Annotated in this window: 12 protein-coding genes; 5 read left to right on the top strand and 7 right to left on the bottom strand. The window is 46.5% G+C overall.

What is annotated here, in order from left to right; translation table 11 throughout:
* Window positions 1-149: 149 nt before the first annotated feature.
* Window positions 150-2696 (bottom strand): glycosyl hydrolase family 18 protein, encoded by a 2547-nt coding sequence (locus tag R7Q38_RS05280; protein WP_149191663.1) that lies wholly within the window; start codon window positions 2694-2696, stop codon window positions 150-152.
* A gap of 369 nt (window positions 2697-3065) precedes the next feature.
* Window positions 3066-3569, bottom strand: a complete 504-nt coding sequence (locus tag R7Q38_RS05285; protein ID WP_005374408.1) for a DUF2850 domain-containing protein — start codon at window positions 3567-3569, stop codon at window positions 3066-3068.
* 328 nt (window positions 3570-3897) lie between these two features.
* On the opposite strand from R7Q38_RS05285, the gene R7Q38_RS05290 reads away from it, so the two are divergent.
* Window positions 3898-4182 carry a pyrimidine/purine nucleoside phosphorylase gene (locus R7Q38_RS05290; protein WP_137282907.1) on the top strand — a complete coding sequence of 95 codons (285 nt, stop codon included), beginning with the start codon at window positions 3898-3900 and terminating at the stop codon, window positions 4180-4182.
* 132 nt (window positions 4183-4314) lie between these two features.
* Entirely contained in the window at window positions 4315-4596 is a 282-nt protein-coding gene (locus tag R7Q38_RS05295; RefSeq protein ID WP_005374405.1) for a hypothetical protein, read from the top strand.
* Window positions 4597-4599: 3 nt separating this feature from the next.
* Here the strand turns inward: R7Q38_RS05295 and R7Q38_RS05300 are convergent, their stop codons facing one another.
* Complete coding sequence (locus R7Q38_RS05300; RefSeq protein WP_005374403.1) at window positions 4600-5748, bottom strand: GGDEF domain-containing protein; 1149 nt, start codon at window positions 5746-5748, stop codon at window positions 4600-4602.
* A gap of 507 nt (window positions 5749-6255) precedes the next feature.
* Here R7Q38_RS05300 and R7Q38_RS05305 point away from each other — a divergent pair.
* Window positions 6256-7596, top strand: coding sequence for an MATE family efflux transporter (locus R7Q38_RS05305; protein ID WP_064354450.1), 1341 nt, complete (start codon window positions 6256-6258; stop codon window positions 7594-7596).
* Between the two features lie 97 nt (window positions 7597-7693).
* Here R7Q38_RS05305 and R7Q38_RS05310 read toward each other — a convergent pair whose 3' ends face one another.
* From R7Q38_RS05310 to R7Q38_RS05320, 3 genes are all read right to left on the bottom strand, one after another.
* Complete coding sequence (locus R7Q38_RS05310) at window positions 7694-9373, bottom strand: RluA family pseudouridine synthase (RefSeq protein ID WP_239939118.1); 1680 nt, start codon at window positions 9371-9373, stop codon at window positions 7694-7696.
* 117 nt (window positions 9374-9490) lie between these two features.
* Window positions 9491-10111 carry a DsbA family protein gene (locus R7Q38_RS05315; protein ID WP_137282905.1) on the bottom strand — a complete coding sequence of 207 codons (621 nt, stop codon included), beginning with the start codon at window positions 10109-10111 and terminating at the stop codon, window positions 9491-9493.
* The gene (locus R7Q38_RS05320; RefSeq protein ID WP_318114145.1) at window positions 10105-10971 is read right to left on the bottom strand and encodes an MBL fold metallo-hydrolase; all 867 of its coding nucleotides are present in this window, start codon (window positions 10969-10971) and stop codon (window positions 10105-10107) included. Before R7Q38_RS05320 ends, R7Q38_RS05315 begins: the two co-directional genes overlap by 7 nt.
* A 126-nt stretch (window positions 10972-11097) precedes the next feature.
* On the opposite strand from R7Q38_RS05320, the gene R7Q38_RS05325 reads away from it, so the two are divergent.
* Both R7Q38_RS05325 and R7Q38_RS05330 read left to right on the top strand, forming a co-directional pair.
* The gene (locus R7Q38_RS05325) at window positions 11098-11985 is read left to right on the top strand and encodes a LysR family transcriptional regulator (protein WP_137282903.1); all 888 of its coding nucleotides are present in this window, start codon (window positions 11098-11100) and stop codon (window positions 11983-11985) included.
* A gap of 94 nt (window positions 11986-12079) precedes the next feature.
* Entirely contained in the window at window positions 12080-12883 is an 804-nt protein-coding gene (locus tag R7Q38_RS05330; RefSeq protein WP_137282902.1) for an HAD family hydrolase, read from the top strand.
* Between the two features lie 93 nt (window positions 12884-12976).
* On the opposite strand, the gene R7Q38_RS05335 is transcribed toward R7Q38_RS05330, so the two are convergent.
* Entirely contained in the window at window positions 12977-13381 is a 405-nt protein-coding gene (locus R7Q38_RS05335) for a hypothetical protein (protein WP_044129611.1), read from the bottom strand.
* Window positions 13382-13389: the final 8 nt, after the last annotated feature.

Consider the following 13389-nt stretch of genomic DNA (forward strand, 5'->3'; position numbering starts at 1 on the left):
ACTCGCTCCGTTTTGCGCTAATTCGATTTGAAAGTAACACCTCAGATTTTTTCGTCTCTGGTGTTGCTCTCCTCGTTAAGAGGTTAAATCCAAAAAGGACAGCCGAAGCTGTCCTTTGTTTATTTAGCAGAACGTCTGCAAGGCTGAAATTAGTTACAGTTAGCTACGCCAACTTCTTTCCAAACGCCCCATTCGCCAGATTGGCTAGGATCGTCACCCTGAGTCCACCATTTCGCTTCCCACGTTTTACCTGCGTGAGTCACTTGGTTACCACCTGTGTACACTGCGCTCGCATCCCATGCGTTGTCACAAGTACCAGGGTTCGGATCGGTTGTGTGCTGTGCAACAACCACTGTCGCGCTTGCCGATGAAGAAGCTTTACCGTCGCTCACACTTACAGTGAAGCTTAAGCTTGTGTCTTGCGGGTATTCCGCAGCAGTGAACGTGACTTTAGAGCCTTCAACCGTTGCATTCAGACCTTGAGGTAGAGTCCAGTTGAATGTCAGGGTATCGTTGTCTGCATCGCTAGACGCAGCTGCATCTACAACCACAACGTCACCAGCGTTTGCTGTTGCTGGAGCAACAACTTGCGCTACTGGTGCGTTGTTCACTGGGTCAACAACACCTGCTGGTTTCACTGTTACTACAACGAGGTCAGATGCCGTTGCACCTTCGTTATCAGACACCGTCAGCTTGAAAGTTAATTGCTCTTCAACAGTAACTTCTGCTGCATCAAAGCTTGCTTTCGCTGAGTTTGCACCTGTTAGTACCACTGCTGTGCCGGATACTTGTTCCCAAGCGTAGCTTGCGATGGTGCCGTCAGAGTCGTTTGACAGGCTGCCATCTAGAACCACATTTGCAGGACCTGTTACCGATTGATCTGCGCCAGCGGCTGCGGTTGGTTTACGGTTTGGTTGAGGAACCACACCACCAGCCATACCTTCGTGCATCGCGTTTAAAATGTCGCCGTTATCCGCGTCAATTTCCCAAGAGAATAGACCAGCAAGACCAAGAGACTTCGCGTAGCTACCTTTTGCTAGCACTGAACGGTGGTCATCAAATGTGATCAACTCGCCCGTAGTACGGTTCCATACCCATGGTGCTTCTGCTTGTGCATCGTAGCCGTACTCGAAGCCGTTAATACCAGTGTTGTTTGCACCTAGCATGAATGACTTAATGCCTTTGTAGTCAATTACGCCATCTTCCCAAACACCTTGCGCTGTGCTGCCCTTCAGTTTACCTGTAGCAGTACCTGTCATTGGGTCGTTTGGATCGGTTAGCGTATCTGGAGTTACGCCTTCCCAGCCACGACCGTACATTGCTGTACCAAGTACTAGCTTGTTCGCAGGAACGCCTTGAGCAAGAAGAAGTTGGATGCCGTTATCTGCTGTGTAAGCAGGACCCTTGTACGGTTCGCCGTTCTCATCAACGCCACTACCGTCACACTGACCAGGACGCATGAATGAACCACAGTAAAGCGCAGTTTGGTGACCAGGAACGTTATTCCAACCACCGTAGAAGTCGTAAGTCATTGCGAAGATGTAATCCATGTACTGAACTGCATCTGCGTAGTCTACGTCTTCAATCTTGTCGTAACCGACACCGATAGCGGACGTTAGCTCGTAAGTACGGCCTGTCTCAGCTTCTAATTCATCAAGCATTACGCGCAGTTCACGCATCAGTGCGATGTATGCTGGGCCATCGTTTACAGGGTCGCCCTTATCGGCTGCTGCACCGCCGCCGCCAGGGAATTCCCAGTCGATATCAACACCGTCGTAGAATTTCCAAGTTTTCAGGAACTTCTTAACTGATGCGACGAATGTGTCACGGTTTTTCTTGTCCACGAAATCGAAGAATGGGTCAGACAGTGTCCAACCACCGATCGATGGGATGATTTTTAGATCAGGGTTACGTTGTTTCAATGCCATTAGCATTGCGTAGTTACCCTTGATAGGCGTGCTGTATTCATGACCAGCTTGTGGGAAGCTCTTCTGATAAGCAGCCCAAGGGTCATGGATAACGACTTCATAATCAGGCACACCTGTACAAGCAGTTTGTAGCGCGTTGAAACTGTTGCCGCCAACAGACTTCACAGACTCATTTGGGCCACAAATTGGGATAAAACCGTAAAGGATGTGAGTCAAGTTGTCGACCGGCATATTATCGACTGTGTAGTCACGGCCATAGATGCCCCATTCAACAAAATACGTACCCATCACGACGCTTGGATCGGTATTGTAGGTTTTGTTGTTTGGATCAACATTCATCGTTAGTGGCTTCAGGTGAGAACCATCGGTATCTGCAATCGTGATTTCAGCTGGTGCGCTTTTCGCACAACCTGTCGCATCACATGCTTCGATTTCCATTTGGTATAAGCCACCTTGGCCGTATTCAAACGAAGCTGTCGTTTGGCTACCAGTGATAGGGCCGCTTGCTACTTTTACACCATCAAAATAGACGTTGTAAGTGTCACCAGGTGTGCCACTCCACTGGTTAAATTTAACAGTGATCTTCGCTTGCTCATGGTATTTCACCATGTCGTAGTAGCCTGACGTGGTTTCCATCGCGAGTTCAATTTTAGAAAACTGAAGGTTGTTGGAACCGTACATATCGATACTTGGTGCGGTTGGAGCCGCAACTGCAGCACCTGATAGCGCTAAAGCAACTCCAGCTGCACATAGGTTAAATCGAATCATAACTTCTCTCTCAATCCTTGGATTCATGTTCTACCTAGAACATAGGCTGCTCTTGCACCAGATAAGATGATTGGATTTACTCCACGTGCAAAAGCATCACACTCAGCATTTCAGAGAGTTTTTTTTCGTCAAAAAAAATTAAGACGGTTTTCGAGGCACTTGAGAGAACTTAACTAAAACTCGCACTCTGTTACACAGAAAGTGTCAGACTGAGTCAATAATTTATAAAATCTCAGCAGAAACTAAAATTATTGTTTACTCAGTAACGAGTTGGTTAAATGCGATGAAGGCCTTATTTTGTTGTTTATTAAGGTTTTGTTTCATTGATATAGAAAGAGAATTGAAAGGAAAAATAGCCGTGAAGACATACTAGTCACGGCTGAAGTGTTCACTCAACGCGGCGCGACGTTTAGAGGCTGCACCGGTTTCTGAGCCCTGAACGGTATGCTCAAATCCTTTACGAATGAATCGCTGATCTGGAATAAGAGGCTCAATACGGCGTATTTGAGGTGAAAGATGAGAGCCCGAGATCTGATACGCTGTCTTTCCTAATCCGGTATTCAACGTGATGACCTTGCCATCGAATTCAAATTCCGTCGTAATAAGTCGATGGTTTCGGTATACCCCATCTTCAGTGAAAACGAGACGTTCTGTTTGGTAGGGTGGCGCGCCAATCTCAATCCATTCGCCGTACACCTTTTCCGGATCAATGTGGTCTTGATAGGAGAGGTGGATTTGATAGCCAAAAAACGTCAACAGACCCATCCCGAAGCAGACAAATGTACTCTTGAGGATTTTGGATTGGTGGCGAGCCAAAAATGAAAGTTTTGGTTCTTGTCGTGCTTTTCGCCTTCGGCGAGTCGAGTCCGTCATAGATCTAATTTTCTCCACTTTTTTAACATGGTGGAAACCTTCCTTTTTAAAAACAAACAATCCCGCCATTGAGACGACGAAACTATGATCTAATGTCCACTTTTACATTCAGATACACATCTTATTGATGGTTTTGTTGTTTGCTCACATTCATTACTTCGCAGGTTTTCTTGCTCGGTTTAGGTCGCCTGATTAATCCTCGCGAAAAAAGGTTCTCGCTCAGTAGCAAAGGATGTGCGTTATTACGTTGAGTTTAATGGCTTTCAAAGCTTGAGTAACGGAAAGAAACAAGGTAAAAAAGAGCAGACTTTTGATAAGGAAACCAATAATGAATATTAAGGAAAATAGCTATTTTGCTGGTAGTGTAAAATCACTAGGCTTTAACCAGAAAGATCAGGATGTTAGCGTTGGTGTGATGCTTCCTGGTGAGTACACGTTTGGTACTCAAGCACCAGAGCGTATGACGGTTGTAAAAGGTGCGCTTGTGGTCAAGCGTGTTGGCGAGAACGATTGGACGACTTATCAAAGTGGTGAGTTTTTTGAAGTGGAAGGTAATTCTTCATTTGAGCTTCAAGTGAAAGAAGCGACTGCGTATTTATGTGAGTACTTCTAGCGTTCATTTGTTGCTCGTCATAAAACCACCTTCGGGTGGTTTTTTCGTCTATGTGCTTCACTTATAACGCATCTTTTTGGTTATTTGGGTATATACTTAATAAAAATGTACCCATCGACCAGGGAGGAAGTGATGGCAGTACAACGCAAGCATTCTGATCTCCCTCCTCGTTACGAGGACAAAGATCTCACCAATGAGCAAAGACAGCGCTTTACCGAAGTTGCCAATGCCGCTCATAAGAGACGTGAATTTTATCGACGTGCTCTAGGAAAGAGCTTAATGGGCAAAATGAAGGGCCGTGCGTTTAAAGATCACCCCACTCGTCAGCAAGACAAGCCGAACAGAACGTTGCAAGTAGTGTGGTTAATCGTATTCCTCGTTGTGGGGCTTTGGGTGATGCATGTGTTCGCTTAGTCATTAGCAAGCTTCTGGTACCGCTGGTGCATCAGATGTTGACTGTTCTTCCGTATTGCAGTGCTCATAAAAGGCGTACTGGTTTTTACCAGTATGTTTAGCTGCGTACATTGCTTTATCTGCACATCGAGTCAATTCAGACAAATCCTTTGCATCTTGCTTATAGATAGCAGCACCTACACTCATTGTTAACTCGTTAATCATATCGTAGCTTCGGTAACCTGTCGGAAACAGATTCACGATCCGTTTTAGGATGCTGTCGAGGTCATCTTTACTTTTTACATCGTAAAGCATGATTACAAACTCGTCGCCCGCAAATCGAGCGATGGAGTAGTCGTGTTTATCGGTTTTTCTGTCTTTGTTGCGAATGTTATTTTTTAATCGAGTTGCGAAGGCTTGAAGTACTTGGTCACCAATATCGTGCCCGTAGGTGTCGTTGATGTGCTTGAAGTTATCGATATCGAGAAAGACCAATGCGGTGATGCTGTCATCAGATGAGTGCTTGATTTTATCGAGCTTTGCGCGCGCCCAAGTCTCAAAGCTCCAGCGATTGGCAAGCCCAGTGAGCTGGTCAAAATATGCTAACTCCTCAATCCCCTCACGATACAGTGTTTGAATGTAATTGAGGACTTTCGTGTAGTAATACGAGAACGTGTGACACACAAACGCGGTCGCTATCAGGGTCAGCATCAATCTCCGCTCTATGATTTCTGTGGCTGCTGGCAGTCGATCTAAAAAAGCGACCCCAAAAAAGATCAGTAAAATGTAGGTGCCACTGAACAACAGACCGACCTTAAACTCATTAATTAATACCAGAGTGGCGACAATAGGATATAGCCATAACATTTTGCCTGACGGAGCATCGTTATACAGAAGTAACAATAACCCTTCGAACATTAAGACAGCACTTAGCCATAAGTCGGCGTATTGATGGTGCCGCTGGACTTTTATTACATAACTGATTGCTAAGCATGCCAAGGCACACAAAGCATGGAAAAAGCTTAAACCCCAGTTATTCTCAAGTGATTGAGCAATGGAACCATAAGTTAAACAGGCAGCGGCGATACTGGAGCATAAAAAGACAATTTTCTTTTTTCTTGTTGAGCGGATGTCCGCCATTTCTTCTAAGCGCGCCCCAGCCAATGTCGACATTACGTATCCTTGCTTAATTAACGTGTACGCTTATTCTAGGCGGTATTTTCGCGATAAATAGAACAACAAAGTTTCCAAATGTGATATCAGTCATTTTTAGTGCAAAGCCATCAGTGTGATTTGGTGCGAGTGTTCAAAGAGGAATGGTGGCGCATGCAGGTTTTCATGACGGTTCTTCATGGCTCTATATGGTTGGACTGATAACTCAAAGTAATGTATCTAGTTGGAGATATTTCTATTGATTATCCTGATTCTGTTCGGTGCTCGTTGATTGAGAGTATTGTTCACCAATCTCTGCTCTACGTATCGTCAAGGCATATGTCGTTTCGAAAATGCATTAGAAATATTTTTCCGAAACAGGGCGAAATATTGTTGTCGTTATGACCAATATGCGACTAGAATCCGCGCTAAATCACAACCTCATATCGAGCTTCGTTCGAGTCACTATTTTTAAACTGCTTCACAAATATTGTGAGGCAGTTTTTAGTTGTAGGAAAGGTTACAAGCATGCCTAAAAGCCAAAACATCAACCAACGAATGTCCATCGTGGCATTAGCTTGGCCAATTCTTGTCGAAATTTTGCTACGGACGGCTTTAGGAACCAGTGACGTGTTCATGCTGAGTGGCTACTCAGACAAAGCCGTATCCGCTGTTGGTGTGATCACGCAGATTACCTTCTTTTTAATCATCGTTTCGACCTTTGTCAGTAGCGGTACGGGGATTTTGATTGCCCAATACAATGGCGCTGGACGCGAGCAAGAGTCAGTGAGCGTTGGTGTTGCGAGTATTGCGTTGTCTGTGCTCGTCGGTGTGCTATTGAGTGTGATTGCCGTGCTTGGTGCGATATATCTACTCCCGTATTACGGCTTGGAAGCGCAAGTCGAGCAGTACGCTCATGAATATCTGCTGATAAGCGGTGCGATGACGTTTAACGTTACGATTGGCGTTGTTTTTACAACTATTCTGCGTAGTCATGGTTATTCACGTTCCCCAATGGTGGTGAATTTGATCTCGGGTGTGTTCAACATCATTGGTAACTATATTGCGCTTTACCAGCCATTTGGTTTACCTGTGTATGGCGTGCAAGGCGTGGCAATAGCAACCGTCGTCAGCCAAGTCATCGGTACGTTAATGTTATGGTTTATTCTCGCGCGCAGCAGCATTGAGCTACCAATGTCGACCATGAAACAAGTGCCCGTAGAGATTTACAAAAAGATCTTAAAAATCGGCGGCATGAACGCGGGTGAGGTGCTGTCTTACAACGTGGCGCAAATCTGCATTGTGTATTTTGTGGTGCAAATGGGGACGGCATCGTTAGCGGCTTTCACTTATGCGCAAAACATTGCCCGTTTCTCGTTTGCTTTCGCGCTGGCAATTGGTCAGGCAGCGCAAATTCAGACTGGTTACTACATCGGTAAAGGTTGGGTGAGCAGCATTTTAAAACGCGTACAAATCTACTTCTTAGTAGGATTTGTGGCATCAACGGCGGCAACCACACTGATTTACCTGTTTAGAGAAGAGATTCTGCGCGTATTTACCGATCAACCAGAGATACTCGCATTGGCAGGTTCGTTAGTCATGGGCTCAATTTTGCTCGAGGCCGGACGTGTGTTTAACCTGATTTTTATCGCGGGGCTCAAAGGCGCGGGTGACATCAAGTTCCCAGTGCAAATGGGGATTTTGAGTATGTGGGGACTAGGTGTGCTTTTCTCTTACATCTTTGGCATTCACATGGGGTATGGCGTTTTAGGGGCTTGGATGGCAATCGCACTCGATGAATGGGTGCGTGGTATCATCATGGCAAGGCGTTGGCGCTCTCAGGTGTGGACCAAGTTTAAGGTGAGCTAACGGTTTTCGGTATCGCGCATCACGCTTATTCTGTTGTTAGAAACCAAAAAAGGCACTGATAGTCAGTGCCTTTTTGTTATTTAAACTCGGGAAGACGTTAGAATTCGCACTCAGCTTTGAACACCATGCGCTCTTTGCTGTATGGATGATCCAGCTCTAGCATCTCAGCATGCAGGTGTAAGCGGTTGGCTTTTTCGCCGTATAAACCATCACCAACCATCGGCATGTTTAACCCCATGTGATGAGCACTGTGTACACGTAGTTGGTGAGTTCGCCCGGTTTTCGGATACATGTATACCTTGCTGCGCCCATCTTTGACTTCAATCAGTTGCCAGTAGGTTTCTGCATGTTTCCCGTGTTCAAAACACACCAGTTGACGTGGGCGGTCGTCGGGGTCACCACGCATTGGCAGTGAAATTTCCCCTTCAGGCTCGTTTAATACGCCTTCGAGCAGTGCCATATAACGTTTTTGTACGCCGCGAGCCATAAACTGTTTTTGCAGACTTTTGTTCGCGCGCTTAGTTAAGGCAAACACCAAAATGCCAGAGGTCGCCATGTCGAGGCGATGAATCACAAACGGCCCTTCCACATCAGGGAACATCGCTTGTAGGCGCGTATAAGCAGAGTCCTTGATAGTTTTACCTGGCACTGAAAGTAAGCCCGAGGGCTTGTTGACGACGACCATAGCGTCGTCTTGGTAGATTATCTCTAGCTCTTTGTCTTCTGCCCAATTCTCCGCCAATGGGTTAGGTTCGACGTCCAGCCCTTGCATCATATGGCCTAAAATCGGCTGACATTTGCTATTACACGATGGGTAGAACTTTTTGTGTTGGCGAACTTCAGACTTTGGCGACACACCCCACCAAAACTCCGCCAACGCCAGCGGTTTGAATTCGTGTTTAAACGCGTATTGGAGCAGTTTTGGCGCAGCACATTCCCCTGCACCTGCTGGTGGTATTGGGTTTGTGGTGTCCGTAAAAATGTCCACCAAGTCGCGTGCTTCGCCATGGCTGTTTAGGAAGCGGTATTGTTTATGCAGTTTGTGCTGTAAAGCGTTGGAGAGTGTCTTGCGCTGCTCTTTCAGGTGAGCAAGTTGCTGCTCTAACTCGGCCAATCGCGCTTCTTTGATTGCAAGCTTTTCATCCCACGCTTGCTTTAAGTATTTGAGAACGTTTTTCTCGGCGACACTTTGCTTACCCAACTCATCCAACAAGATTTTGAGGTCATCGGCATTGAGTGTTTGCTCGCCCTGTTGACGCTGTCGTTTGCGTGCGGCGCGGCCGTCAATCATCACTTGGCGCTGTGTTTGCTCTTCTTGCTGATAAGCGGCTCGGTCGGCTTGGATTTGCGCTTTAAGCTCCGCCAATTCCGGATTCGCGGCACAGGTTTTGTACTCCGCATTGGCGGCGTTGATGGCATCTGTCTCTGCGCGGAAGAAGCCTTCATCGGTCAGCATGTCGTATACAGGAGGGACAAATCCTGGAATCAAGTTTTGGTCGGCAATTTTGCCAGAAAACGCACTTAAAAAGCCGAGCTCGCCTTGAGGGCTTTCTACCAGCAATACGCCAAACATTTTGCCTCGCCCCGTTTCTTCATTAACCAAACCAAAATCGTGTTCGAAGTCGGTTTGCGCTAATAAGTGCTGCTGCAATTGCTTTGCGGCCATAACGCAAAGAGGATGCGGCGTGTAGTAGAACGGAAACGTAAACTGCGTTGGCGATTCATAGCCAGAAATATCAGCAGTAAAACGAGTAAAATAATGTTCAGGCGAGTGCATGGTGGGTATCCGCGAGAGTAAAAAATCGAGCGAGGATTGTACCTGTTTGAGTCAGGATTGCCATGTCGGTGTTGGCACTCGCTCTTGGATTAAGAACAAGAGCGAGTGGGGAAGAGCTTATTGCAGTTTTTGTAATGCAAGCTTCCACTGTGCCGGTTTGTCGTAGTAGGTCGAGTGCGGCAAGGTCAAGTACTCGCCATTTACTTCTGCAATCATGGTTGGATAACCACCAACGTGTAACTGGCGCATCAATTGTCGGCTAGTGCGAATTCTCTCACCTAGTTCGGCTTCGCTTAACGTCATGTTTTGCTCCCACGCATCACTTGCTAAACCTAGCGATTCTGCAATGGCTTTGAGCGTCGATGCTTCATTCACTTTTAACCCGAGCTGATAATGCGCAGATTGGATGGCCTTTAGCATGTGCCATGGATTCAGCCCCATTTTCTCCGCACTCAAGATCGCTTGTGTGGGTAGATAAGAATCAAGAACAAACGCATCTTCGCTTTTCACGCGTTGCAGATATGCTTCACCAAACGTTGCTCCGGTTTCGGTTGCGATACGAGCGTCACTGTTGATGATGTGCTGACGAAATTCAGATTCAATCGCGCGTTTCTCAATCATACCGCCGGGATGAAGCTCTACCTTAAATTGAGAGGTGTCCATCAAGGCTTCGATGAGTGGGGATGCACCGTAGCACCAACCACACATGGGATCGAAGAAGTAATGCACGGTTACCATGACATTTCACCAGTATGCACTTTCGCACCGATTTCTAGCGCGATTGGCAATTGAGCTTCTGGGTATTTCGCAGACATGGTGTCAATGAGTTGAACGCTGTTATTGCTGTGTTTTTTCGCTTGCTGAAAATCCTGCAAGTATTGTAGCGAGTAGCGAATGGTGTCTGCGTTCAGCTTTGTGCCTGCTTTCATGTGACCAGGAATGACCACTTGAGGTTTAAGCGCAAGCATCTCGCTAAGTTGCTGCTCCCAAGCATTGATGGCGGTTTGGTCAGCGGCATCTGCCATCCACAAATGTACGTTTGAGTACACGGCTACGTTACCTAGAATCGCTTTGTTATCTGGAATCCATAGGTAAGGGCGGTGTGCTGATGTGCCATGGTTACCACGAATTTCAATCTTATGACCTTCTAGCTCCAATGATGTTTTGTCGTACGCGACAGGGATCACTGGTTTTACTGGTGCGTTTGCGCCAAGCTTTGGTCCCCAGTACGCCAGCTTTCCAGCCAATTTCTCTTTAATAATTTTTTGAACCGCAGGCGTTGTGATGATCTGCGCATCAGGGAACTGTTGGTGTAAGGCCTCTGCGCCAAAGTAGTAATCTGGGTCCGCTTGGCTGATAAAAATGGTTTTAAGTGTTTTGCCTGAGTCCAACACTTTAGCGGCAATGCGCATCGCGTCAGCTTTGGTGAAGCCAGTGTCGATAACCATGGCGTCAGTCTCACCGTATACCAAGGTTGAGTTTACGTGGAAGCTGTTACCGTCGGCGTTGTAAACCTCAAGAGTAAGGGGAGAGTGGTTTGCCGCTAGAACAGGGCTTGCCATTAAAATGGATGCAGCAATCAAAGTGAATTTTTTCATAATAAGCTCCTAAAAAATTTGGGGCCAAGCGACCATGGCTTGGGAACGGGAGCTATATTAGGAAATTGATACGCTCGGAAAAATACACAATAATGTGCATCACTATTTCTTATTTCGAGCAAATGTATGGATAGAGTAACGGCAGCAAGAGTATTTGTAGATGTGGTGTATTCTGGCAGTTTTACCGCGACCGCCGAGCGGTTAGACATGTCTCGGCCAATGGTAACTCGTTATGTAGAGGCGATGGAGAACTGGCTGCAAACTCGTTTGTTACACCGCACCACGCGCAAGGTGTCCCTCACCACCGCAGGGGAGCGCAGCTTGCCTCAGATTGAGCGCTGGTTAAAACAGGCCGATACATTAACGTCGAACATTGCCGCTGATGGTGAGCTGTCCGGAAAAATCCGTCTTGCGTCTAGTACTTCATTTGGATTCTCACAGTTGATCCCCGTAGTAAACAGTTTTATGCAAAAGCACCCCAAAGTGCATATCGACATAGATCTGCAAGATTCAGTGAGTGATCTAACCGAACAACGTATCGATCTGGCGATCCGAATTGCGTCAGATCCCGATCCTTCTTTGATTGGTAAGCCGATTGCGGTGTGCGAATCGGTGTTGGTAGCATCACCGCAATATTTACAAACTCACCACGCGATCGCGCATCCGCGAGATTTATCTTCACACGACTGTTTGGGATACAAAAACTTTGAGCGCCACGTGTGGCATTTGTCTCAGGGCGACCAGTTCGAATCGGTGGGAATTGAGTGTCGCCTAACCAGCAATGAGGCCACGGCGTTATTGCATGGCGCTTTACAAGGCATGGGTATTTCGATGTTGCCAACTTACTTGAGCAATATCTATCTCAAATCGGATCAGCTTGAGTCGGTGTTGCCGGATTGGAAGCCAAATGATCTCAACATTTACGCGCTGTATTCATCACGTAAACACTTGTCTCCTGCGGTGAGAGCTTTCATCGATCACAGTGAAGATTACTTTAAACAGCATCCTTGGTAATAGCGAAAGGCGTCGTCATCCCGACTTGAGATTCATACAAGATCCTGTACCTTACATGGATATATTTTCGCAGCGTCATTTAGAGTTTTAGTTAATGTCACAAGTTCGCATCAAATTTATTGCTTCCGATATGGATGGCACATTGCTTGACCAATACGGTCGTTTGGATCCAGAGTTTTTCGATCTGTTTTTGCAACTGGAAGAGCAAGGTATTTTGTTCTCCGCTGCGTCTGGTCGTCAGTATTACAGTCTGCGAGACACGTTCGCGCCAATCAAAGACAGACTGTTGTATGTGGCTGAAAACGGCACCTTAGTGATGTACCAAGACAATGAGCTCTACAGTTGTACCATTCCTAAAGCGGAAGTGTTGGAGATTGTGAAAGCGGCTCGTGAGATTGACGGGGCGAACATCGTATTGTGTGGCAAGCGCTCGGCGTACATCGAAACGCATGATCAGCAATCGCTGGAAGAATTTCAAAAGTACTACCACCGCTGTGAATATGTGCCGGATTTGCTTGAGGTCGAAGACGAGTTTATTAAGGTAGCAATTTGTCACTTTGATGGTTCGGAAGAGCTCCTGTTCCCGACCATGAACGCAAAGTTTGGCGCAACGCATAAAGTCGTGGTGAGTGCAAAAATCTGGCTGGATGTGATGAATGCCGAGGCCTCTAAAGGCGCGGCCATTCAGCATCTTCAAGAGACGATGAATTTTACTCCGGCAGAAACTATGACGTTTGGTGACTACCTCAATGACCTCGAAATGCTGCAAGTCAGTGAGCATTCGTACGCGGTTGCCAACGCGCACGAAGAGATTAAGAAAATTGCTCGTTATTCTGCGCCAAGCAACCAAGAGGCTGGGGTACTCAAAGTGATTAAAGAGAAAGTGTTAGTGAAGTAACGCTCATTTTTTCGATGTTATTTTCTTCTTCACGTAAAAAGCCCCGCAGTACATGCGGGGCTTTGTTTTTTTTGGGAGAGTAAGGTTCCCGTTTTAGCGTACGTATTTGGCGGTTGCGCTGACTAAAAAGTGTTGCAATTTCCCGTCTGATTTTGGCACCCACAAGTCGTTATGATAATGGTAAATACGGCCATTGACGGTCACAGACAAGGTATTATCACCCGTTTGCTCCATGCGAATAAACTGATCCGAAGTGACCAAAAACGGCTCTTGCTCTTCAATGCTCTGGCCCGTTGCCAATACGAAGTAGCCGAATCGGTTGCCAGCATCCGGATCGGTTGAGTAGATTCGATGTCCAACGAGGCTGTAGTCGTCGTTGAGTGCCTGCTCAAGCGTTTTTTGCCCGATGGTTTCGTGCGATGGAATAAATACCCAAGCCAACACACCTGCCGCAATGACTGCCAGTAGAAGCAGTACTTGCATGAACTTTCTCATCATATATACCG

Source organism: Vibrio sp. Vb0598 (genome assembly GCF_033338935.1).
GTDB classification, from domain to species: domain Bacteria; phylum Pseudomonadota; class Gammaproteobacteria; order Enterobacterales; family Vibrionaceae; genus Vibrio; species Vibrio alginolyticus.